A 21,569-nucleotide genomic window follows, 5' to 3' on the forward strand; every position below is an offset into this window, starting at 1 on the left:
AGGGCTTTCCCGTCACCCGCGGAACTCTACACTGGCACCCTCGACGCGTTACCCGCGTCATTTTTTTGAACCGCACACGCAAGGAGCCCCATGTCCGCCGCCCTCCCCGACGCCGCCCTCGACCAGCTGTTCCGCACCGCCCGCACCTACAACGCCTTCGGCGGGGAGGTCAGCGACGAGACCCTGCACCGGCTCTACGACCTGGTGAAGTTCGGTCCCACCGAGGCCAACACCACGCCGGCGCGGTTCGTGTTCGTCAAGTCGAAGGCGGCCAAGGAGAAGCTCGGCCCGGCGCTGTCGGAGGGCAACTTCGCCAAGACCATGGCCGCCCCGGTGACGGTGATCGTCGGCTACGACATGCGCTTCCACGACAAGCTGCCCTACCTGTTCCCGCACACCGACGCGAAGTCCTGGTTCGAAGGTTCGCCGGAAGAGCGCATGTACCGCGTGGCCCTGCGCAGCTCCAGCCTGCAGGGCGCGTACCTGATCATGGCCGCGCGCGCGCTGGGCCTGGACACCGGGCCGATGTCCGGTTTCGACACCGACAAGGTCGACGAGGCGTTCTTCAAGGGCACCGCGATCAAGTCGAACTTCCTGGTCAACCTCGGCCATGGCGACCCGGCCAGCATCTTCGACCGCTCGCCGCGCCTGGGCTTCGACGAAGCCGCACGCATCGAGTAGCCGTCGCCGCGCGGCCCGCCCGAAGGCCGCCACCTTTCCATTGCAACCCACATTCCGGAGATTCCCCATGAAACGCCTCGCCCTTGCCGCCGCGCTCTCGCTGTTCGCCGCTTCGGCCTTCGCCGCACCGGTGACCTACAAGCTCGACCCCAACCACACCGACGTGATCGCGCAGTGGAACCACTTCGGCTTCTCCAACCCGTCGGCGCACTTCGGCCAGGCCGACGGCACGCTGGTGTACGACGCCGACGACGTTGCCGCCTCGAGCGTGCAGGTCACGCTGCCGCTGGCCGGCCTCAACGCCTTCGTGCCTGACCTCACCGAACACCTGCTTGGCGCCGATTTTTTCGACTCGGCGAAATTCCCGGCCGCGACCTTCAAGAGCACCAGGGTCGAAGCCGCGGGCGAGGGCAAGCTGAAGGTGACCGGCGACCTGACCATCAAGGACAAGACCAGGCCGGTGGTGCTGGACGTGACGCTCAACAAGGCCGCCGTGCAGCCGATGGCGCAGCGCGAGGCGATCGGCTTCGACGCCACCACGACGATCAAGCGCAGCGATTTCGACGTCGCCAGCTACGTGCCCAACGTCAGCGATGAAGTGAAGCTGCGCATCACCACCGAGGCCGTCGTGCCCAAGGCCGAAGCGGCGCAGTAACCAGCCGGGGCACGCCCGGCATCGCCGCCGCGCCCGCAACGGCGCGGCGGTTTCGTTTCCGCCTTGCAACAGGAGCATCCATCATGCAGGTCCTGCGCGCCGCCGCCGACCGCGGCCAGGTCAAGACCGGCTGGCTCGACAGCCGCCACACGTTTTCATTCGGCCACTTCCACGATCCGTCGTGGATGGGCTGGGGTCCGCTGCGGGTGATCAACGAAGACCGGGTCGCGCCCGGCGCGGGCTTCCCGCCGCACGGCCACGCCAACATGGAGATCCTGAGCTACGTGCTCGACGGCGCGCTCGCGCACCGCGACGACAATGGCGGCGAAGGCGTGCTGCAACCAGGTGAGCTGCAGTGGATGGGTGCCGGCCACGGCATCGAGCACAGCGAGTTCAACGCTTCGAAGGATGCGCCGGTGCACTTCCTGCAGATCTGGATCCAGCCCGATCGCGTCAACGCGCCGCCCGCGCATGCGCAGAAGGGCTTCGATCCGCAGGCGCGGCGCGGCCGTTGGGCGACGCTGGCCTCGCCCGATGGCGCCGATGGCAGCCTCGCCATCCGCCAGCAGGCGTGGCTGCAAGGCGTGCGCCTGGGCGAAGGCGAAACCGCTGCGTTCGCGCTGCGTCCGGATCGGCGCTACTGGCTGCACCTGGCGCAGGGCGCCGCCGAAGTCGACGGCCATGCGCTGGTGGCGGGCGACGCGATCGGCTACGTGGACGAATCAGGCGAGCTGCACCTCGAAGGCGCGGCTGGCGACGTCGCCGACGTGCTCCTGTTCGACCTGCCGGCCTGAAGATTCGGCGATCAGCCCCAACTCGGAGGCTCCGGCCTTCGGCGGCTTCATTTCTTTTGATGGGCGTCAAAAGAAACGGAAGCAAGGAAGAACGCTTGCCCTTACGGCGCTCACCGGGCGATTCACTGGCGCAGGGATTTTTCTGATCGCCCCCCTGCCACATGGAAAAGCGGCGCACATCCATGTGCGTCGCCCCCGGGTCTGCCGGCATTGGCTGGGCGGCTGGTTTCCGGCAGCAGGAGCAGGGGCAGGCGTCGGGGTCGGGGCAAGAGCGGGCGCCCGGCGCGATTGCGCCGGCTGGCTTGGGGATTCGCCCCCGCCGGGCCGGTGGAGCGGGGGAGCGGGCCGGCTTGGCCCCGCCTTGGTAAACTGCGGGCATCCCGCATTCCAGTCTCCTCCGCCATGACCGCAGCCAACGCCACGCCCGCGCAAGCCAATGCCCAGAAGCGCTACGAGGTGCATCGCGCCGACCTGCCGCTGAGTTGCCCGCTGCCGTCGATGGGGCTGTGGAACTCGCATCCGCGCGTCTACCTGCCGATCGAGACCGAGGGCGGCGAGTCCGACTGCCCGTACTGCGGCGCGCATTTCGTGCTGGTCGACTGAGGCCGACGGCGCGCGCCCGGCCCGCCCGGACATGCCCGGTGCGCTGACCGTCGTGCAACTGCTGCCGGCGCTGGAGTCCGGCGGCGTCGAACGCTCCACCCTCGAGATCGCCGACGCGCTGGTGCGCGCGGGGCATCGTGCGATCGTTGTTTCCGCCGGCGGACGGCTGGTGCCGAGGCTGCTCGAAACCGGCGCCGAGCACGTCGCGCTCGACATCGGCCGCAAGTCGCTGGCGACGCTGGGCCAGGTGCGTCCGCTGCGCGAACTGCTGGCGCGCGAAGGGGTCGACATCGTGCACGCGCGCTCGCGGCTGCCGGCGTGGATCGGCTGGCGCGCGCTGCGCGGCATGCCCGGCGCACGGCGCCCGCGCTTCATGACCACCGTGCACGGGCTCAACTCGCCCTCGCGCTACAGCGCGGTGATGACGCACGGCGAGCGCGTGGTCTGCGTCTCCGATACGGTGCGCGACTACGTGCTGCGGCACTATCCGCGCACCGATCCCGCGAAACTCCGGGTGGTTCCGCGCGGCATCGACCCGGAAGCCTTCCCGTCCGCGCCGTGGCCGGACCGCATTGCACGCATTGGCGTGTCGGCGCCGTATCCGCGGCTCGGCGGCGACGGCCCGCTGCTGCTGCTGCCAGGGCGCGGCACCCGTCTGAAAGGCCATGCCGACGCGCTGGTCCTGCTTGCGCGACTGCGCGGCGATGGCCTCGATGCGCGACTGTGGATGCCCGGTGCGCGCGATCCGGCGCGCGCGGATTACGTCGCTGAACTCGAATCGCGTGCCGCCGCACTCGGCATCGCCGACGCGCTGGCGATCACGCCGCCGACGGCCGCCATCGCCAATGCCTACGCCGCCAGCGACCTGGTGTTGCAGCTGTCGCGCAAGCCCGAAGCATTCGGCCGCACCGTGATCGAGGCGCTGTCGGTCGGGCGCCCGGTGCTGGGATGGGCGCACGGCGGTGTCGGCGAACTGCTTCGCGAACTGCAGCCGGCCGGCGCGGTCGTGCCGTTCGACATGGACGCGCTGCATGCCGGCGCGCGCGCGCTGCTTGGCGATGCTGCGCAGCGCGCCGTGCTTCACGCTACGATGCCGCCCCTGGTCGCGCGCTACTCGCTGCAGGCCATGCAGCAGTCCACGCTCGCCGTCTACCGGGAACTGGCCCCATGACCCATCCGACCGCAGATGCCATCGGCACCGCAACAACGGCACCGCGCAGCGGCTGGCGCTGGGCGCCGTACTGGGTGCTGGCGTTCGTCGCGCTGTGGCCGGCGCCGGGCATCGCCGAGGGCGTGCTGGTGCTCGGCGCGCTGGCGGCGATCTTCAAGCTGCTGGCCACCCGCTTCCGCGGCGGCACCGAGCTGCTCAGCGGCCCGGCGTGGGCACTGACCAGCGCGCTGTTCTTCGCCTACTGGCTGCCGCAGCTGCTGTCGGCATTCGACGCGGTCGATGCCAGGCACGCGTTCTACAAGGCCGCCACCGCGCTGCGCTACCTGCCGTTCCTGTGGCTGGTCGCGGCGGCGGTGGCCGACAGGCACGGCCGCCGCATCACCTTCGGCGGCCTGGCGATCATCGCCGGCGCGTGGACGCTGGACGCGCTGCTGCAGGCGCTGTCCGGGACCAGCCCGCTGTTCTGGGGACTGGATGCGCTCAAGCAGCTGATCGAACACCGGCCGATGTGCAGCGCCGAGGAAGTCGCGGCGGTCGACCGCCTCAGCGGCATCCTCGGGCCGTGCAACCTCAAGCTCGGCATCGTGCTGGCCAGCCTGTCGCCGTTCGTGCTGTACGTCGCCGGACGTCGCTTCGGCAGCGTCGGCTGGATCGTTGCCGCGGCGCTGGTCGGGGTGGTCATCCTGCTCGGCGGCGCGCGCGCGTCGTGGATCACGTATGCGCTGGTGCTGCTGTTCTCCGGCTGGCGCCTGCTGGGCTGGAAGAAGCTGGCGGGCGTGTTCGTGTTCGGCGGTGCGTTGCTGCTGGTGCTGGCGCTGACCGTGCCGCAGGTGCGCGACCGCGTCGAACGCACGGCGCAGGCGCTGACCGCCGACGAGACCGGGCTGGACAGTGCGCTGTCGGGGCGCGGCCGGATCTGGGGCGCGGCGCTGTGCATGGCGCGCGAGCATCCGGTCAACGGCGTGGGTGCGCGCAGCTTCCGCGAAGCATTCCCGGCCTGCGACCCGGAGCCGGAACAGATCCCGGCCTGGGGTTCGGGCCCGGCCTTCCACGCGCACCAGATCGTGCTGGAGATCCTCAGCGAAACCGGCCTGATCGGCCTGCTGCTGTGGCTGTCGGGCGCTGCGCTGGCGTGGCGCGCATGGCGATTCGCCGACGATGGCGCGCGCGACCGGGCGCGGCCGGCGATGCTGGCGCTGGCGGTCACGGTGTTCCCGTTCAACACGCACCTGGCGTTCTATTCGACGTTCTGGGGTGGGCTGACGCTGCTGCTGGCGGCGCTGTTCGCGGGCAGTTTGCTGGCGCGTGCGGAGCCGCCGCCGGGCGAAGTTCCCGCGGCGCAGTGAGTCGCGCAGGCATTTCTTCCGTTTGCTGAAGGCCAATCGGCCAGCCGTTTCACCGCTTGCCAGGACAATTGGCTGCGCCGTTGGTCGGGGCTACGCCCCAAGCGCGCTCTTCGCGTTGCCGCCGCGGATTCGTCGCAGGGCGGGTCTTGACCTGCCGGCCGTTCCCGTTTCGCCGACATCAAGATCAAGAGCTTTCGCGCCGTGACGGCGCGAGCCACCTTTCTTTGCTTGTGCAAAGAAACCTGGCGCAAAGAAACACACCCCGCCTGCGCGCCCGACGCTGCGCGTCGCGTCCGCGGAGCCGGCGGGATTTTCCGAGGGGGCATCCTGCCCCCGCGGAAAACGCCGCACATCCATGTGCGGCGCCCTGCGGGTCTGATCCGCCGGCCCCGCCGCTACGGAGGGGCCCCGAAGATCAACATCAACATCAACGGCAACAGCAACAGCAACAGCAACAGCAACATCAACATCAACGGCAACGGCAACGGCAACGGCACCAATCGTCGCCCCTGTAGGAGCGGCGGAAGCCGCGAGCTCTTGATCTTGATCTTGTAGGAGCGGCTTCAGCCGCGAGCTCTGGGCGACTTGGCGAAGATCAGGAACTCGCGGCTGAAGCCGCTCCTGCAAGGGCGCCGGCTAGGCGTACGGCGAGACGCCGTCCGGCGTGCGCTTGAAGCGCCTGTGGATCCACAGGTACTGCGCGGGCGCGGCGCGGGCCATGGTTTCGATGCCGGCCATGACGCGGGCGGTGTCGACGGTGGCGTCCTTCGAGGGGAAATCGTCGAAGGCTGGCCACAGTTTCAGGGTGTAGCCGCCGTCGGCGCGGCGCGCGTGCTGGAAGAGCACGACCGCCGCGCCGGACATGCGCGCGAGCTGGTGGGTGGAGGTCAGGCTGTGCGCAGGCCGCCCGAAGAACGGGACGTAGACGCTGTCGCCGCGGCTGGGATCCTGGTCGGGCGCGTACCACAGCAGGCCGCCGCGCTTGAGGTGCTTCACCGCGCCGCGCACGTCCTGCTTCGGGAACATCGCCGCGGCATAGCGCGCGCGGCCGCGACGCACGGCCCATTCCATCGCCGGCTGCGCGTGCGGGCGATACATGCCGGCGAGCGGGATGTGGTCGCACATCAGTCGGCCGCAGACTTCCAGCGTGGTGAAGTGGCCGGAGACGACGATCACGCCGCGGCCGTCGGCGCGCGCGGCCTCGATGTGCTCCAGGCCTTCCACCACGAGGCCGCGGCGCAGCGACGCGACCGATCCCCACCACGCGCGTGCGAACTCGAACAGGCCGATCGCCAGCGACCGGAAGTGTTCGCGCAGCAGTTCGTCGCGCGCCGCTGCATCGAGCTTCGGGAAGCACAGTTCGAGATTGCGTTGCGCGATCCGGCGGCGCTCGCCCAGCAGCGTGCACAGCAGCGCGCCCAGCGGCCGGCCGAGCGCGCGCTGCCACGACCACGGCAGCCGCGCGAGCAGCGCCATCGCGCCGATGCCCAGCCACGTCGGCCAGTGGCGCGGGCCGAGTGGAGGCGGGCCGATGTCGGGAGTTGCGCTCATGCCGCGATTCTACCGGTGGCGAGCAGCGGCCCGGCCGGCCATGCAGCGGCCGCTTCCGCAGGCCCGGCTTCAATAACGGGCCTGATCCACGGATGAGTGGAATTCCGTTGGCGCTGCGCGAATGCGGCTCCGGTGCGATGCACAACCCGGCATTCGACCGTGGCAATGGAAAACCGGCGCTTGCGAAGGATGACGATCAATCAGAATCCCGAATCCCGAATCCCCGCTATCCTTCCCGGATGCGGAACGACCCGATCGAACACCTGCTGCGCGCCCTGTATTCGGCCGCGCTGTACCTGCTGGTGCCGGTCACGGTGTATCACCTGATCTGGCGCGGTTTCCGCCAGCCCGAATACTTCCAGCGATGGAACGAGCGCTACGCCGCGTACGGCGCGCAGGGGCACCACGAAACCGTGTGGATCCACGCGGTCTCGGTGGGCGAGGTTGGCGCGGCAGCGCCGCTGATCAACGCCCTGCTGCGCGAACGGCCGGACCTGCGCCTGCTGGTCAGCACGATCACGCCCACCGGTTCGTCGCGCGCGCGCGCGCTGTGGGGCGACCGCGTCGAACACGTCTACCTGCCCTACGACCTGTCCGGCGCGGTGCGTCGCTTCCTCAGGCACTACCGGCCGCGGCTGGGCCTGATCGTGGAAACCGAGCTGTGGCCGAACCTGCTGTTCTGCTGCCGCGACCAGGGCATTCCGGTCTACATCGTCAATGCGCGCCTGTCCGAGCGATCGCTGCGCGGCTATCGGGTGCTGCGGGCGCTGGTCGGGCGCGCATTGCGCACGCTGCGCGCAGTCGCCGCGCAGTCGCGCCGCGATGGCGAGCGCTTCGTGCGCCTGGGCGCCGACCGCGATGCGGTGGTGGTCACCGGCAACCTGAAGTTCGACATCGCGATGGACCCGCGCTGGCAGGCGTCGGCGGCCACGTTCCGCGAGCATGCGGGCACGCGTCCGGCGTGGATCGCCGCCAGCACGCATCCCGAAGAGGAGGCGGCGGTGGTCGCGATCCACCGGCGCCTGCGCGAACGCTGGCCCGACCTGCTGCTGCTGTGGGCGCCGCGCCATCCCGAGCGCTTCCGGCCGGTGTCGCAGGCTGCGATCGACGCCGGCTGGCGCGTGGCCACGCGCCGGCTGACCCGCTGGCCGGACCGCGACGACGCGGTGTTCGTGATCGACACGCTTGGCGAGCTGATGGATTTCTACGCCTGCGCGCAGGTCGCCTTCGTCGGCGGCAGCCTGCAGGACATCGGCGGCCACAACATGCTCGAGCCGGCGGCGGTGGGGACCGCGGTGGTCACCGGGCCGCACCTGCACAACTTCGCCGACATCGCCCGGCAGCTGCGCAGCGTCGATGCGCTGTGCGTGGGCGAGGATGCCGACGCGGTGGGCGATGCGATCGAGGCGCTGCTCGCCGACGGCGCGCGCCGCACCGCGATGACCGCGGCCGGCATGGCGCTGGTGATGCAGGGACGCGGCGCGCTGGCACGCACGCTCGAGCTGGTTGGCCGGGACCTGCCGCGCAAGCCGGCCTGAACGGGTTTGCGCCGCCCGGGGCGCCAGGAACGCGACGGCTCGGCATGGCCGGGCCGCGGAGGCAGTCGATGGAGGCGGGCTTACCGGGCCTGCGGGTCGCCCGGCTGCATTGCCGACTCGGTTGAAAGCTGTGCGTTGGCATCGACGGTGAGCAGGCGGTTGACGTCCTGCACGTCGGCGTAATCCAGAGAGCCGGCCGACTGGTCGAGCAGCAGCCGGTTCTGCAGGTAGTTGTACTTGGCGATCGCGTAGGCCTGGCGCGCGTTGAACAGGTTCTGCTGGTTGATCAGCACGTCCAGCACGGTGCGCGTGCCGACTTCCAGGCCGACCTGCGATGCATCGTAGGCGGCTTCGGCAGAGACCACCGCCAGCCGCCGCGCCTCGATCTCGCTGATGCCGGCCACCAGGGTCTGGTACGAGTTGCGGGTGTTGCGCTCCACGGCGCGCTTCTGCTGCTCGAACTGGTCCTGGCGGATGTCGCGGTTGGCGATCGCCTCGCGCACGCGCGACTGGGTGGCGCCACCGGAGAAGATCGGCACGGTCAGCGTCAGGCCGATGCCGCGGCTTTCGCCCGCGCGCGTCGTTGATGTGGGATCGGTGGGATCGGGGATGAACTCCGGCCCGCCCCAGCTGTCTCGGTTGCCGTAGGTAGCACCGAAGCTCAGCGTCGGATAGTGCCCGCCGCGCGCGGACGAGACGCCCTGCTCGGCAGATTTGACCTGGTACTCGCTCGACTTGAGCGAGGGGTTGTTCTCCATGGCCGAGGCGACCCAGGTGTCGGCGTCCCCACCCGCCGGCAGCTCGGGACGGAAGTCGTCCGGCAGGCCCTTGAGGTTGCCGATCCGGGTGCCGGTGATCTCGGTCAGCGCCTGGTAGGCATCGGCCAGCGCGTTGCGCTGGGCGATGGTGTTGGCGCGGGCGCTGTCGTACTGGGCGCGCGCCTCGTGCACGTCGGTGATCGGCGCCAGGCCCACTTCAAGGCGCTTGTCGGCGTAGTCGAACTGGCGCTTGAGCGCGGTCTCGGCGGCCTCGGCGGCGGCCAGCGTCTCGATCGCCACCAGCACGTTGAAGTAGGCGGCGGAGGTGCGGGTGATCAGCGAATCACCGGCGGCTTCCAGGTCGTAGTCGGCCGCGTGGCTGAGCGCATTCTGCGCGCGCACGTTGGCGAAGCTGCTCCAGTTGAAAACCGTCTGGTCGAGGTTGGCGCTGTAACTGCGCGTGGTCGGGTCCGAGTAGTCCTGGCCGGCCACGTGCGAGCGCGACAGCGAGGCGCTGCCGTTGATCTGCGGCAGCAACTGGGCACGCGCCTGCACCGCGCCTTCCTTCTGCGCGAGGCGGCCGGACTCGGCCGCTGCAAGCTGCGGGTCGCCGGTGCGGGCGAGCTCGTACGTCTGCAGCAGGTCTTCGGCGAATGCCGAGGCGGGCAGCAGGGCGGCCAGGGCGAGCGCGAGGGCGAGGGGGCGGCGGCTCATGCGGAGTTCCTTGGGATCAGGGCACTTGGCTTCAGCGCAAGTGGTTTCAGAAGACGAAGGCCGGCACCGGGGCCGCGCCGACGAGGTAAGTGAGGTCGGTCTCGAACAACGATTCAGTGCGGATGCCGTTGACATCCTGGCGCAGCAGCGCCGCATCCAGCACCGGCGGGTTGCCGCGGACCACGAACATGCGCCCACCGGGACGCAGCCACTGCAGGAAACGTGACGGCACCGCGGCGACGGCGCCGGTGACGCAGATCGCGTCGAAGCGCCGATCGGTGTCCCACGCCATCGCGTCGGCCACTTCCACCGCGACGTTGGCGATGCCCTGCGCCTGCAGGCGGGCGCGCGCGAGGTCGACGAAGTCGGCGTGGCGCTCGAGGCTGACCACGTCGCGCGCCAGCATGCCCAGGCATGCGGACAGGAAGCCGCTGCCGGTGCCGATCTCCAGCACCTCGTCGCCGGGGTCGAGTTCCAGCGCCTGCAGCGCGCGGCCTTCGACGACGGGCTTCATCATGCGTTCGCCGTGGCCGAGCGGCAGTTCGATGTCGGCATAGGCGAGCGCGCGGTGGGTCTCGGACACGAACGCCTCGCGGGGCAGCCGGACCAGCACGTCCAGGACGCGCACGTCGAGCACGTCCCAGGGACGCACCTGCTGTTCCACCATCGTTTCGCGGGCCTTGGTGTAGTCCATCATCGCTGCTCTTCTCTTTAGGGGAGTGGTGCGGTCAGCCCACCATTTTAACCGTGTTTGACCCCTGTCCCCGCATCAGCGGGCAGGAAGCAGGATGGCTGTTGCAGCACAGCAGCACGCAGTGCCGGAAGTCACCGAGACCGCCGGCACCGTGCGCATGGTCACGCGCGGGCGCCGTCCTTCGCGTGGTGGGCGTAGGCGCGCAGGAACATGTCCACCGCCGCGGCGAGATGCTCTTCCACCGGACGGGCCCCCTTGAGGCAGCCGAACACCAGCCGCGCGTGCGCCTCGCCCTTGAGCAGGGCAAAGAACTGCGATGCGGCAAGCGGGACATCGGCGATGTCGAGTTCGCCGGCATCGACGCGCTTTTGCAGCAGCGCCGCGAAGACCGCCTGGATGCGCTCGGGGCCGGCTTGCCAGAAGATCGCCGGCAGCGGCGAACCGGTGATCTGCGGAGTGCACATGATGCGATGGCCGGCGACGGCCTCGGGCGAGCTGACCATCGCGAAGAAGGCATGCGCGATCGTCAGCAGGCGCTCGCGCAGCGGCATCTCGGGCGCCGCTTCGAACAGGGCGTCAGGCAGCTGGGTTTCGCAGTGCGACTTGACCGCGGCCGCGAACAGCGCCTCCTTGTCGCCGAAATGGCTGTAGACGGTGAGCTTGGACACGCCGGCCTCGGCGGCGATCTGGTCCATGCTGGTGCGGTCGAATCCGTGCACGGTGAACATGCGCTTGGCAGCCTCGAGGATCGCCGCGCCCTTGGCGAGATCCTTGGGGCGACCGGGGCTGGCGTGCCTGACAGGCGCTGCGGCGCCGGGCTTGCGGGCGGGGGGAACTGACATGGCCTAATACTAGACCAATCGGTTCTGTATTTACAGGCGTGGCACCGCCGCCGTTGCCGGCGGTTCCGGTTCGGCGGGCAAGGTCGTGGCCTCGCCGGCCCCTTCCACCGCGGCGCGCATTGCGCGCTAGACTCGAACCGGCGAGCGTTGGCCGGCGTGTCCGGCCTGCCCGCGGGATGTGCCAGCGAGATTTGCCGCAGGATTCCCCGGCAGGATTTCCCAGCAGGATTCCCCAGCAGAATCGGAGCGCAGCGGTGGAACCGACCGATATCCGCAACCCCGACACCTTCCACAAGGTCGTCGACTGCCAGTGGGCCTGCCCGGCGCATACGCCGGTTCCCGAATACATCCGCCTGATCGCCGCCGGCCGCCACGCCGATGCCTACATGGTGAACTGGCACTCCAACGTCTTCCCCGGAATCCTCGGCCGCACCTGCGACCGCCCCTGCGAGCCCGCCTGCCGGCGCGGCCGGGTGGAGGAGAACAACGGCCCCGAGTCGATGCGAGACAAGCCCGAGCCGGTGGCGATCTGCCGGCTCAAGCGCGTCGCCGCCGACCACAAGGGCGACGTGCGCGCGCGGATGCCCAAACCCGCCGCGCAGCCAAACGGAAAACGCATCGCCTGCGTCGGCGCCGGGCCGTCGTCGCTGACCGTCGCCCGCGACCTCGCACCGCTGGGCTACCAGGTCACCGTGTTCGAAGCCGACCCGAAGGCCGGCGGCTTCATGCGTACCCAGGTGCCGCGGTTCCGTCTGCCCGAGGAAGTGATCGACGAGGAGTGCGGCTACATCCTCGACCTGGGCGTGGAGTTCGTCGGCGGCCGTCGCATCGATTCGATGAAGGCGCTGCTGGGCGAGGGCTTTGATGCGGTCTTCGTCGGCAGCGGGGCGCCGCGCGGGCGCGACCTCGACCTGCCCGGGCGCAAGGAGGGTGCCGCCAGCATCCACGTCGGCCTCGACTGGCTGGCCAACGTCTACTTCGGCCACGTCACCAGGATCGGCAAGCGCGCGCTGGTGCTCGGCGGCGGCAACACCGCGATGGACTGCTGCCGCTCCGCGCGCCGGCTCGGCGGCACCGACGTCAAGGTGCTGGTGCGCTCCGGCTTCGACGAGATGAAGGCCAGCCCGTGGGAGAAGGAGGACGCGATGCACGAGGGCATCCCGATCCTCGACTATCGCGTGCCCAAGGCCTTCGTCCACGCCAGCGGCCGGCTCACCGGCATGACCTTCGAACGCGTGCGTGCCGAGTACGACGAGCGTGGCCGGCGCAAGCTGGTGCCCACCGGCGAGCCGGACGAATTCCATCCCTGCGACGAGGTGCTGATCGCGGTCGGGCAGGAGAACGCCTTCCCCTGGATCGAGCGCGACGCCGGGATCGAGTTCGGCGAGTGGGACATGCCGGTGGTCGACAGGGTCACCCACCAGTCCTCGCTGCCGCACGTGCTGTTCGGCGGCGATGCCGCGTTCGGACCGAAGAACATCATCTGGGCGGTCGCGCACGGCCACGCCGCGGCGATCAGCATCGACAAGCTGCTGCACGGCGAGGACCCGCGCGAGCGCCCCGACCCGATGGTGCGGCTCGAATCGCAAAAAATGGGCATCCACGAGTGGAGCTACGACAACGCCGTCTCGCCCGACGAGCGTTACGCGGTGCCGTGGGCGGAGGCGGCGAAGAAGCTCGACAGCATCAGCACCGAGGTCGAACTGGGCTTCGACGCCGCCACCGCGTGGAAGGAAACCCAGCGCTGCCTCAACTGCGACGTGCAGACCGTGTTCACCCGCGACAAGTGCATCGAATGCGACGCCTGCGTCGACATCTGCCCGACCGACTGCATCACCTTCACCCGCAACGGCGACGAGGCCGACCTGCGCACCCGGCTGACCGCGCCGGCGCTGAACCTCGAACAGGATCTTTACGTGTCCGAACCGCTGAAGACGATGCGGGTGATGGTCAAGGACGAGGACGTCTGCCTGCACTGCAGCCTGTGCGCCGAGCGCTGCCCGACCGGGGCCTGGGACATGCAGAAGTTCCTGCTGCTCGAAACGCACGCCGGGTCCGGCTGCCGCAGCAAGAAGCGCCGGGAGGCGGCATGAACGTCGAAGAGGCCGTGCCGGCTTTTCGCCAGGTTGTTCGCGCCGGGGGCGTCGCATGACCCCCGTCCATGCGCCGCTCCAGTCCACCAACGATTTCGTCGTCAAGTTCGCCAACGTCAACGGTTCCGGCTCCGCCTCCGCCAACGAGCTGTTCGCCAAGGCCATCCTGCGCATGGGCGTGCCGGTCAGTCCGCGCAACATTTTCCCGTCCAACATCCAGGGCCTGCCTACGTGGTACGAGGTGCGCGTGTCCGAGCGCGGCTGGCTCGGCCGCCGCGGCGGCGTCGACCTGATGGTGGCGATGAATCCGCAGACCTGGGACGTCGACGTCGCCGAGATCGAGCCGGGCGGCTACCTGTTCTACGACAACAGCAAGCCGATGCCGAAGTCGAAGTTCCGCGATGACGTCACCATCGTCGGCGTCCCGCTGACGCAGATCTGCAACGCGACCTACGACGATCCGCGCCAGCGCCAGCTGTTCAAGAACATCATGTACGTCGGCGCGCTGAGCGCGCTGCTGGAGGTCGATCCGGCGGTGATTGAAACGCTGATCGGCGAGCAGTACCGGACCAAGCCGAAGCTGCTGGCGCCGAACGTCGAGGCGCTGCACCTGGGACGCAGCTGGGTCATGGAGCACCTGCCGCACCCGATCGGGCTGCGCGTGCGCAAGGCCGATGCCGTCGGCCACCGTATCTTCGTCGAAGGCAATGCCGCCGCGGCGCTTGGCTGCGTGTACGGCGGGGCCACCGTCTGCGCGTGGTATCCGATCACGCCATCGTCGTCGCTGGCCGAGGCCTTCCAGAAGTACTGCCAGAAGTACCGCGTCGACGACGCCGGCAGGGCGCGCTTCGCGGTGATCCAGGCCGAGGACGAGATCGCGTCGATCGGCATGGTGGTCGGCGCCGGCTGGAACGGCGCGCGCGCCTTCACCACCACCTCGGGGCCGGGCGTGTCGCTGATGAACGAGTTCATCGGCCTGGCGTACTTCGCCGAGATCCCGGTGACGATCCTCAACGTGCAGCGCGGCGGGCCCTCGACCGGCATGCCCACGCGCACCCAGCAGTCCGACGTGCTGGCCTGCGCCTATGCCTCGCACGGCGATACGAAGCACGTGCTGCTGTTCCCGGAAGACCCGCGCGAATGCTTCGAGTTCGCGGCGGCCGCGTTCGATCTCGCCGACCGGCTGCAGACGCCGGTGTTCGTGATGAGCGACCTGGACATCGGCATGAACCAGCGGCTGTGCGCGCCGTTCGCGTGGGACGACGCGCGCACCTATGACCGCGGCAAGGTGATGACCGCCGAACAGCTCGACAGCGGCCGCGAGTTCGCGCGCTACAAGGACGTCGACGGCGACGGCATTCCCTGGCGCACCTGGCCGGGCACGCATCCGGACAGGGGCGCGTACTTCACCCGCGGCACCTCGCGCAATCCGCAGGCGCAGTACTCCGAGCGCGGCGCGGATTACGTCTACAACATGCAGCGGCTGCTGCAGAAGTTCGAGACCGCGAAGTCGCTGGTGCCGCAGCCCGTTGCGTCGCAGTCCGAGGTGCCGGCCCGGCACGGCGCGATCTTCTACGGTTCCACCAGCCCGGCGATGGCCGAAGCAGTCGAACACCTGCAGGCCGTCGGCATCGCCATCGACACGCTGCGCATCCGCGCGTTCCCGTTCCCGGAATCGGTGCGCGACTTCATCGATGCGCACGACGCGGTGTTCGTGGTCGAGCAGAACCGCGACGGCCAGCTGCGTTCGCTGCTGGTCAACGAATTCGGCATCGATCCGGCGCGGCTGGTCGCGGTGCTGCACTACGACGGCACGCCGATCACGGCGCGCTTCATCGCCGGGGCGGTCAAGGAGCGCATCGCTGTTTCCTTCTCCCTCCGGGAGAAGGTGGCGCAAAGCGCCGGATGAGGGCAGGCAATGACTGGCCGACCAACCTTCATCGCGAACGGAAAGTCCGTTCCCTCATCCGCCCTTCGGGCACCTCGCTCCGCGCCCCGGCCTGGGCGCCAGCGCCCAGGCGTTCATCGTCGCGCGGACCAGTGGTCCGCAAAAACTTCTCTTCACCCCAGAGGGAGAAGGGAACAGCACGAGCCAAGCCCATGACCTACCTCGCCAAGCCAAAGCTCCACCACCCTTCGCTCGGCTGCAACGCGATCGGCTTCACCCGCCGCGACTACGAGGGCAAGATCAGCACCCTGTGCGCGGGCTGCGGGCACGACTCGATCTCGGCGGCGATCATCCAGGCCTGCTGGGAACTCGACATCCAGCCACACCGCGTCGCCAAGCTCTCGGGCATCGGCTGCAGTTCGAAGACGCCGGACTACTTCCTCGGCCAGTCGCACGGCTTCAACACCGTGCACGGGCGCATGCCGTCGGTGCTGACCGGCGCCAGCCTCGCCAACCGCGAGCTGATCTACCTCGGCGTGTCCGGCGACGGCGATTCGGCGTCGATCGGCATCGGCCAGTTCGTGCATGCGATCCGCCGCGGCGTCGACATGGTCTACATCGTCGAGAACAACGGCGTGTACGGGCTGACCAAGGGCCAGTTCTCGGCCACCGCCGACCAGGGCTCGGTGTCGAAGAAGGGCGTGGCCAACACCGACACTCCGCTGGACATGGTGACGATGGCGCTGCAGCTCGGTGCCAGCTACGTAGCGCGCGGATTCTCCGGTGACAAGTCGCAGCTGGTGCCGCTGATCAAGGGCGCGCTGTCGCACCGCGGCGCCGCCTTCCTCGACGTGATCAGTCCCTGCGTGGCCTTCAACAACCACGCCGGCAGCACCAAGAGCTACGACTACGTGCGCGAGCACAACGACGCTGTCAACCAGCTCGACGTGATGCTGCCGCGCGCCGAGATCGTGGTCGACTACGAAGCGGGTGAAACCATCGACGTCGAGCAGCACGACGGCTCGGTCCTGCGCCTGCGGAAGCTGGACGCCGACTACGATCCGCGCGACCGGATCGCGGCGATGAACCTGATCCAGCAGCGCCACGCGCGCGGCGAAGTGGTGACCGGCCTGCTGTACGTCGATGCCGCGGCCGGCGACCTGCATGGCCACATCAACACGGTGCCGGCGCCGCTGAACTCGCTTGGCGTGGACGAGTTGAACCCGGGCGCAGCGGCACTGGAAAAGATCAACGCCGCTTTGCGCTGAAGCGTCGAGTCGGTCGATCCCGTAGGAGCGCCCCATGGGCGCGATGCGTTCTCGGTAAAGCCATCGCGCCCATGGGGCGCTCCTACGGGGCCAATGCAGGTCAATGGTCCGCGTGCTGCGCACGGGATCAACCCGTTTCGAGCACCTCCGCACGCGGCCCCGCCACCGGCGAGACGTACGCGCGCGAGTCGAAGCCGGCGGCCGCGAAACCTGCGCGCATGGCCGGCGCGGCGGCTTCGGCCTGCGCCTTCGATTCGAACCATGCAAACACGCTCGGCCCGGCGCCGGAAATGCTTGCCCCCAGCGCCCCATGGTCCAGCGCCGCGGCCTTCACCGCCGCGAAGCCGGGAATCAGCGGAGCGCGTCGCGGCTCGACCAGCAGGTCGCGCAGGCCTTCGCGGATCAGGCCGGCATCACCGCGCTGCAGGCCGGTAAGGAACAGCGCCAGGCAGGCGCTCTGCTGCACGACCTGCGGCAGAGCGTACGGGTCGGCCAGCACTTCGCGGGCGCGCCGGGTTTCCAGCACCTGGTCGGGATGCACCACCACGCAGTGCAGCCAGTCGGGCGAATCCAGCCGGATCATGCGCTGCGCGGTGGCCATCACCACGCCGCCGAGCAGCATCGGCGCGACGTTGTCGCCCTGGCGGCTGCGGCTGGACACGGCTTCGCCGTCGATCGCGAACGGATACAGCGCCTCGCGCGGCAGCGGCGCGTCGAGCAGCGCGTTCGCCGCCACCAGCGCGGCCACGCACGAGGCCGCGGAGCCGCCGAGGCCGGCGCCCACCGGGATGCCCTTCTCAAGCTCCAGTTCGAAGCCGAACGCGAGGCCGAGCGCGGCGTGCAGCGACGCGACGGCCCGCCCGGCGGTGTTGCGCTCGATGTCCAGCGGAATCACGTCCAGGCCCGGCGCATCGCCGCCGATCGCCGCGACCCGGACCCGCGGGACGTCGATGCGCCGGACCCGGACGATGTCGCGCGGGCCCGCGATGCTGTGCCCGAGAAGGTCGAAGCCGACGCCGATGTTGCCCACGCCTGCGGGCGCGAAGGCGCGGGCGAAGTCGTTGCAAGCCTTCATGCGCGGAGGCTGCGCGCGATGGACGCGGGATTTCCAGCGACGGGGGGCGGAGCTACCGGCATCGGTTTTCCTGGGAGGGCAAGGCGCTGCAGGCGCGCGGTGCGCATTCTCACGCGATTCGCGCGCTCGCGTCAGCTTTCGCCCCTGGGCGGAAGCCGGTCGCCGGTCAGCGGAAGTGGCCATCGCACCTGTCGCCAGCCAGTCCAGCGCCTTGCGAGCGCGTCCTTCAGTGCGCGCAAGATGCGCGCCGCCCGGCACCGCTGGCCGGTCGACGCCCCGGGGCCCGCGCCGCAGCGCGGCGGCTCCATCGGCAGGGTTGCCGGTCGAACTGGCCTCCCGCTTCGCATCGTGATCCAATGGCCGTTGAAGCGGGGGTACCGGCCAGCAGCCGGTTGAGACAGTCCCTTCGAACCTGATCCGGGTGATGCCGGCGTAGGGAAGCTTCGCAGGATCACGCAGGAGGGCGCGAGCCCGCCGGGTTCCCCGTTCGGGACCCCGGCAATCCCACGCGGATCCATGCGCCGCCGCTTCGTCCAGCCCATTCCAGGACGAACGCCATGAACGCAGTGCCCGCCTCCCTGCTGCAGCAGACCCAGCAGCTGTCCGAATCCGTGACCCGGCCGATCCCCGGCTCGCGCAAGATCCACGTCGAAGGCTCGCGCCCGGACATCCGGGTGGCAATGCGCGAGATCACCCTGACGCAGACGCCCACCCTGTTCGGCGGCGAGGACAACCCGCCCGTCACCGTCTACGACCCGTCCGGCCCTTACACCGACCCGGACGCGAAGATCGACCTTGCCACGGGCCTGGCGCCGCTGCGCGCGCGCTGGATCGAGGAGCGCGGCGATACCGGGCTGCTGTCGCAGCTGAGCTCCGAGTTCGGCCGCGGGCGCGAGGGCAACGCGCGCCTCGACGCGGTGCGCTTCCCCGGCCGCAGGCTGCCACGCGTGGCCAACGCCGGCGCCAACGTGACCCAGATGCACTACGCGCGCCGCGGCATCGTCACCCCGGAGATGGAGTACGTCGCGATCCGCGAGAACCAGCGCCTGGAGGCGGTGCACGACGCGATGCTGCGCAAGCAGCATCCTGGCGAAGCCTTCGGCGCGAGCATCCAGGAATCCATCACGCCCGAGTTCGTCCGCGACGAGATCGCCCGCGGCCGCGCGATCCTGCCCAACAACATCAACCATCCCGAAAGCGAACCGATGATCATCGGCCGCAACTTCCTGACCAAGATCAACGCCAACATCGGCAACAGCGCCGTGAGTTCGGGGATCGCGGAAGAAGTCGAGAAGCTGGTCTGGGCGATCCGCTGGGGCGGCGACACGGTGATGGACCTGTCCACCGGCAAGCACATCCACGAGACCCGCGAGTGGATCATCCGCAACTCGCCGGTGCCGATCGGCACGGTGCCGATCTACCAGGCGCTGGAGAAGGTCGACGGCCGCGCCGAGGAGCTGACCTGGGAGATCTTCCGCGACACCCTCATCGAGCAGGCCGAGCAGGGCGTGGACTACTTCACCATCCACGCCGGCGTGCTGCTGCGCTACGTGCCGCTGACGGCGAAGCGCGTGACCGGCATCGTCTCGCGCGGCGGTTCGATCATGGCCAAGTGGTGCCTGGCGCACCACCGCGAGAGCTTCCTGTACGAACACTTCGAGGACATCTGCGAGATCATGAAGGCCTACGACGTGGCCTTCAGCCTCGGCGACGGCCTGCGCCCGGGCTGCATCGCCGATGCCAACGACGCCGCGCAGTTCGGCGAGCTGGAAACGCTCGGCGAGCTGACCAAGATCGCCTGGAAGCACGACGTCCAGACCATGATCGAAGGCCCCGGCCACGTGCCGATGCAGCTGATCAAGGAGAACATGGACAAGCAGCTGGCCGAGTGCGGCGAGGCGCCGTTCTACACCCTCGGCCCGCTGACCACCGACATCGCGCCGGGCTACGACCACATCACGAGTGCGATCGGGGCGGCGATGATCGGGTGGTTCGGCACCGCGATGCTCTGCTACGTCACGCCCAAGGAACATCTCGGCCTGCCCGACCGCGAGGACGTGCGCGACGGCATCATGGCCTACAAGATCGCCGCCCATGCCGCGGATCTCGCCAAGGGTCATCCGGGCGCGCAGGTGCGCGACAACGCGCTGAGCAAGGCGCGATTCGAGTTCCGCTGGGAGGACCAGTTCCACCTCGGCCTCGATCCTGAGAAGGCAAGGGAGTTCCACGACGAGACCCTGCCCAAGGACGCGCACAAGCTGGCGCACTTCTGCTCGATGTGCGGGCCGCATTTCTGCTCGATGAAGATCACCCAGGACGTGCGCGACTACGCCGCCGAGCACGGGGTGGACGAGGCGGCGGCGCTGGCGGAGGGCATGGCGGAGAAGTCCGCTGAATTCGTGGCGCAGGGCGCGGAAGTCTATCGACAGGGCTGAGGCGGCCTTCGACCAGGGCCGACGGGCAGCGACGGCGTCAGCCGGCGTTCACCGGTGGTTGGCCTTTGCTCACGCCGGAAGCCGGGCAGGGCGTGCTAGCGTTCGCCCATCACCGAACGGAGGTGTCGTCATGAAAGCTTCGCATCGATTCGGCGCCTGGCTGCTGGCAGCCTGCGCGCTCGCGCTGCTCGCCGGCTGCGCGACCGGCCCGCGGGTCAGTACCGACGCGGATCCCCGGGCCGACTTCTCGCGCTATCGCACCTGGGCTTTCTACCAGCCGATCGCGATGGAGCAGTCGGGTTACTCGACCTTCCTCACCGAGCGCATCCGCGACGACGTGCGCCGCGAGATGGAAGCGCGCGGTTACGCCTACGACGAGGCGTCGCCCGACCTGCGGGTGAACTTCCAGGGCATCGTGCAGGAAAAGACCAACGTCTACAGCGTGCCAAGGACCGACTTCCAGTACTTCTACAGCTATCGCCATCGCGCCTACTACGCAGTGCCGTACTGGTACGACGAAGCGCAGGTGAGCCGGTACACCGAGGGCACGCTGACGGTCGACCTGGTCGACGCGGCGCGCAACCACCTGGTCTGGACCGGAGCGGCGATCGGGCGGGTGACGCGCAAGGCGCCGGAGGAACGGGCGGCGGATGTCGATCGCGCCATCGCGGAAATCTTCATGCGCTATCCGTTCCGCGCCGGAAGTCGCGCAGGCAGCCTCCCCGCACAATGAGGCAAGTGCCGCGATGAACTGGGCGCCACCGCTCCTGGCGCCGTGGCGCCTGGCCCGCGGCCTGCGCAAGCACCCGTCGGCCATCCTGCTGGCCGTGCAGATGCTGGGCATCCTGTCTTACCCGCTGATGGAGGACACCGGCGTCGGTCGCGCGCTGTTCGGCGCGATGAGCATCGCGGTGCTGTCGCTGGTTTTGTGGGTGATCAACCGGGCGTCCGCGCACTGGGTGGCGTGGCTGCTCGCGGTGCCGGCGGTGGCGATGTCGCTGCTGGCGAACTTCGTCGGCATGCCGATGCTGCTGCCCTGGGCGCATGCCTTCGAGTCGGTCCTCTACTTCTACGCCGTCGCGGGGCTGATCCGCTACATGCTCGGCGACATGCGCGTGACCACCGACGAACTGGTCGCGGCGGCCACCACCTTCACCCTGATGGCGTGGGCGTTCGCCTATGCGTTCTCGGCATGCCAGGCGTGGGTGCCGGGCAGTTTCAGCGATGTCGCCGTCCCGCCGCAGCCGCGGACGTGGATGGAGCTGCTGTTCCTGAGCTTCAGCACGCTGTCGGGCGTGGGCCTGAGCGACATCGTGCCGCTCTCGCCGCTGGCGCGCGCGTTGACGATGCTGGCGATGTTTTCCGGCGTGATGTACATCGCCATCGCCGTCTCGCGGCTGATTGCGCTGACGGTGATCCGGCAGCAGCAGCGCTGAACCCGGGTCGGTGCCGGCCCTGGCCGG

At 69.4% G+C, this 21,569-nt stretch carries 20 protein-coding genes and 1 riboswitch; of the genes, 14 read left to right on the forward strand and 6 right to left on the reverse strand.

Going from position 1 to position 21,569, the window contains the following annotated elements; genetic code table 11:
• Nucleotides 1–90 precede the first annotated feature (90 nt).
• From H570_RS0100495 to H570_RS18715, 7 genes are all read left to right on the forward strand, one after another.
• A complete protein-coding gene (locus H570_RS0100495; RefSeq protein ID WP_027079049.1) occupies nt 91–681 on the forward strand; it encodes a malonic semialdehyde reductase in 591 nt (196 codons plus the stop codon).
• A gap of 67 nt (nt 682–748) precedes the next feature.
• Nucleotides 749–1,336 (forward strand): YceI family protein, encoded by a 588-nt coding sequence (locus H570_RS0100500; protein WP_027079050.1) that lies wholly within the window; start codon nt 749–751, stop codon nt 1,334–1,336.
• A gap of 83 nt (nt 1,337–1,419) precedes the next feature.
• Complete coding sequence (locus tag H570_RS0100505; RefSeq protein ID WP_027079051.1) at nt 1,420–2,130, forward strand: pirin family protein; 711 nt, start codon at nt 1,420–1,422, stop codon at nt 2,128–2,130.
• Between the two features lie 402 nt (nt 2,131–2,532).
• Nucleotides 2,533–2,733, forward strand: coding sequence for a zinc-finger domain-containing protein (locus H570_RS0100510; RefSeq protein ID WP_027079052.1), 201 nt, complete (start codon nt 2,533–2,535; stop codon nt 2,731–2,733).
• A gap of 31 nt (nt 2,734–2,764) precedes the next feature.
• Nucleotides 2,765–3,904, forward strand: a complete 1,140-nt coding sequence (locus tag H570_RS0100515; protein ID WP_027079053.1) for a glycosyltransferase — start codon at nt 2,765–2,767, stop codon at nt 3,902–3,904.
• On the forward strand, nt 3,901–5,250 hold the full coding sequence (locus H570_RS0100520; protein WP_027079054.1) for an O-antigen ligase family protein: 1,350 nt from the start codon (nt 3,901–3,903) through the stop codon (nt 5,248–5,250). Before H570_RS0100515 ends, H570_RS0100520 begins: the two co-directional genes overlap by 4 nt.
• Nucleotides 5,251–5,478: 228 nt before the next feature.
• Complete coding sequence (locus H570_RS18715) at nt 5,479–5,805, forward strand: hypothetical protein (protein ID WP_169447713.1); 327 nt, start codon at nt 5,479–5,481, stop codon at nt 5,803–5,805.
• 81 nt (nt 5,806–5,886) lie between these two features.
• On the opposite strand, the gene lpxL is transcribed toward H570_RS18715, so the two are convergent.
• Both lpxL and H570_RS18720 read right to left on the reverse strand, forming a co-directional pair.
• Nucleotides 5,887–6,801, reverse strand: coding sequence for an LpxL/LpxP family Kdo(2)-lipid IV(A) lauroyl/palmitoleoyl acyltransferase (lpxL, locus tag H570_RS0100530; protein WP_027079055.1), 915 nt, complete (start codon nt 6,799–6,801; stop codon nt 5,887–5,889).
• Nucleotides 6,798–7,001, reverse strand: a complete 204-nt coding sequence (locus tag H570_RS18720) for a hypothetical protein (protein WP_156899781.1) — start codon at nt 6,999–7,001, stop codon at nt 6,798–6,800. The genes lpxL and H570_RS18720 overlap by 4 nt, the downstream gene beginning before the upstream one ends.
• Before the next feature lie 39 nt (nt 7,002–7,040).
• On the opposite strand from H570_RS18720, the gene waaA reads away from it, so the two are divergent.
• On the forward strand, nt 7,041–8,339 hold the full coding sequence (gene waaA / locus H570_RS0100535; protein WP_027079056.1) for a lipid IV(A) 3-deoxy-D-manno-octulosonic acid transferase: 1,299 nt from the start codon (nt 7,041–7,043) through the stop codon (nt 8,337–8,339).
• 80 nt (nt 8,340–8,419) lie between these two features.
• Here the strand turns inward: waaA and H570_RS0100540 are convergent, their stop codons facing one another.
• The 3 genes from H570_RS0100540 to H570_RS0100550 form a co-directional block, all read right to left on the reverse strand.
• The gene (locus tag H570_RS0100540) at nt 8,420–9,811 is read right to left on the reverse strand and encodes a TolC family outer membrane protein (protein WP_027079057.1); all 1,392 of its coding nucleotides are present in this window, start codon (nt 9,809–9,811) and stop codon (nt 8,420–8,422) included.
• A 46-nt stretch (nt 9,812–9,857) separates the two neighbouring features.
• Complete coding sequence (locus H570_RS0100545; protein WP_027079058.1) at nt 9,858–10,508, reverse strand: protein-L-isoaspartate O-methyltransferase family protein; 651 nt, start codon at nt 10,506–10,508, stop codon at nt 9,858–9,860.
• 158 nt (nt 10,509–10,666) lie between these two features.
• The gene (locus tag H570_RS0100550) at nt 10,667–11,347 is read right to left on the reverse strand and encodes a TetR/AcrR family transcriptional regulator (RefSeq protein ID WP_027079059.1); all 681 of its coding nucleotides are present in this window, start codon (nt 11,345–11,347) and stop codon (nt 10,667–10,669) included.
• 254 nt (nt 11,348–11,601) lie between these two features.
• Between H570_RS0100550 and H570_RS0100560 the strand changes: the two genes are divergently transcribed.
• From H570_RS0100560 to H570_RS0100570, 3 genes are all read left to right on the forward strand, one after another.
• Complete coding sequence (locus H570_RS0100560) at nt 11,602–13,440, forward strand: FAD-dependent oxidoreductase (RefSeq protein WP_027079060.1); 1,839 nt, start codon at nt 11,602–11,604, stop codon at nt 13,438–13,440.
• A gap of 55 nt (nt 13,441–13,495) precedes the next feature.
• Nucleotides 13,496–15,349 (forward strand): 2-oxoacid:acceptor oxidoreductase subunit alpha, encoded by a 1,854-nt coding sequence (locus H570_RS15710; protein ID WP_036134545.1) that lies wholly within the window; start codon nt 13,496–13,498, stop codon nt 15,347–15,349.
• A 191-nt stretch (nt 15,350–15,540) separates the two neighbouring features.
• Complete coding sequence (locus tag H570_RS0100570) at nt 15,541–16,596, forward strand: 2-oxoacid:ferredoxin oxidoreductase subunit beta (protein ID WP_027079061.1); 1,056 nt, start codon at nt 15,541–15,543, stop codon at nt 16,594–16,596.
• Nucleotides 16,597–16,723: 127 nt separating this feature from the next.
• Here H570_RS0100570 and H570_RS15715 read toward each other — a convergent pair whose 3' ends face one another.
• Nucleotides 16,724–17,671 carry a homoserine kinase gene (locus tag H570_RS15715; RefSeq protein ID WP_036134547.1) on the reverse strand — a complete coding sequence of 316 codons (948 nt, stop codon included), beginning with the start codon at nt 17,669–17,671 and terminating at the stop codon, nt 16,724–16,726.
• Nucleotides 17,672–18,031: 360 nt separating this feature from the next.
• A riboswitch (TPP riboswitch) is annotated at nt 18,032–18,128 on the forward strand.
• Between the two features lie 100 nt (nt 18,129–18,228).
• Here H570_RS15715 and thiC point away from each other — a divergent pair.
• The 3 genes from thiC (at nt 18,229) to H570_RS0100590 (ending at nt 21,542) form a co-directional block, all read left to right on the forward strand.
• Entirely contained in the window at nt 18,229–20,106 is a 1,878-nt protein-coding gene (thiC, locus tag H570_RS0100580; RefSeq protein WP_027079062.1) for a phosphomethylpyrimidine synthase ThiC, read from the forward strand.
• Nucleotides 20,107–20,236: 130 nt separating this feature from the next.
• Nucleotides 20,237–20,839: a DUF4136 domain-containing protein gene (locus tag H570_RS0100585; protein WP_051175934.1), complete on the forward strand. Its 603-nt coding sequence runs from the start codon at nt 20,237–20,239 to the stop codon at nt 20,837–20,839.
• Between the two features lie 13 nt (nt 20,840–20,852).
• The gene (locus H570_RS0100590) at nt 20,853–21,542 is read left to right on the forward strand and encodes an ion channel (protein ID WP_036134549.1); all 690 of its coding nucleotides are present in this window, start codon (nt 20,853–20,855) and stop codon (nt 21,540–21,542) included.
• Nucleotides 21,543–21,569: the final 27 nt, after the last annotated feature.

It is taken from the genome of Luteimonas mephitis DSM 12574, assembly GCF_000422305.1.
In the GTDB taxonomy this organism is placed as follows: domain Bacteria; phylum Pseudomonadota; class Gammaproteobacteria; order Xanthomonadales; family Xanthomonadaceae; genus Luteimonas; species Luteimonas mephitis.

What these genes read in the sequence shown, in the direction of transcription:
- H570_RS0100495 (WP_027079049.1), top strand. Translation starts at nt 91, where the DNA reads ATGTCCGCCGCCCTCCCCGACGCCGCCCTCGACCAGCTGTTCCGCACC.
- H570_RS0100500 (WP_027079050.1), top strand. Translation starts at nt 749, where the DNA reads ATGAAACGCCTCGCCCTTGCCGCCGCGCTCTCGCTGTTCGCCGCTTCG.
- H570_RS0100505 (WP_027079051.1), top strand. Translation starts at nt 1,420, where the DNA reads ATGCAGGTCCTGCGCGCCGCCGCCGACCGCGGCCAGGTCAAGACCGGC.
- H570_RS0100510 (WP_027079052.1), top strand. Translation starts at nt 2,533, where the DNA reads ATGACCGCAGCCAACGCCACGCCCGCGCAAGCCAATGCCCAGAAGCGC.
- H570_RS0100515 (WP_027079053.1), top strand. Translation starts at nt 2,765, where the DNA reads ATGCCCGGTGCGCTGACCGTCGTGCAACTGCTGCCGGCGCTGGAGTCC.
- H570_RS0100520 (WP_027079054.1), top strand. Translation starts at nt 3,901, where the DNA reads ATGACCCATCCGACCGCAGATGCCATCGGCACCGCAACAACGGCACCG.
- lpxL (WP_027079055.1), bottom strand. Translation starts at nt 6,801, where the DNA reads ATGAGCGCAACTCCCGACATCGGCCCGCCTCCACTCGGCCCGCGCCAC.
- waaA (WP_027079056.1), top strand. Translation starts at nt 7,041, where the DNA reads ATGCGGAACGACCCGATCGAACACCTGCTGCGCGCCCTGTATTCGGCC.
- H570_RS0100540 (WP_027079057.1), bottom strand. Translation starts at nt 9,811, where the DNA reads ATGAGCCGCCGCCCCCTCGCCCTCGCGCTCGCCCTGGCCGCCCTGCTG.
- H570_RS0100545 (WP_027079058.1), bottom strand. Translation starts at nt 10,508, where the DNA reads ATGATGGACTACACCAAGGCCCGCGAAACGATGGTGGAACAGCAGGTG.
- H570_RS0100550 (WP_027079059.1), bottom strand. Translation starts at nt 11,347, where the DNA reads ATGTCAGTTCCCCCCGCCCGCAAGCCCGGCGCCGCAGCGCCTGTCAGG.
- H570_RS15710 (WP_036134545.1), top strand. Translation starts at nt 13,496, where the DNA reads ATGACCCCCGTCCATGCGCCGCTCCAGTCCACCAACGATTTCGTCGTC.
- H570_RS0100570 (WP_027079061.1), top strand. Translation starts at nt 15,541, where the DNA reads ATGACCTACCTCGCCAAGCCAAAGCTCCACCACCCTTCGCTCGGCTGC.
- H570_RS15715 (WP_036134547.1), bottom strand. Translation starts at nt 17,671, where the DNA reads ATGAAGGCTTGCAACGACTTCGCCCGCGCCTTCGCGCCCGCAGGCGTG.
- thiC (WP_027079062.1), top strand. Translation starts at nt 18,229, where the DNA reads ATGAACGCAGTGCCCGCCTCCCTGCTGCAGCAGACCCAGCAGCTGTCC.
- H570_RS0100585 (WP_051175934.1), top strand. Translation starts at nt 20,237, where the DNA reads ATGAAAGCTTCGCATCGATTCGGCGCCTGGCTGCTGGCAGCCTGCGCG.
- H570_RS0100590 (WP_036134549.1), top strand. Translation starts at nt 20,853, where the DNA reads ATGAACTGGGCGCCACCGCTCCTGGCGCCGTGGCGCCTGGCCCGCGGC.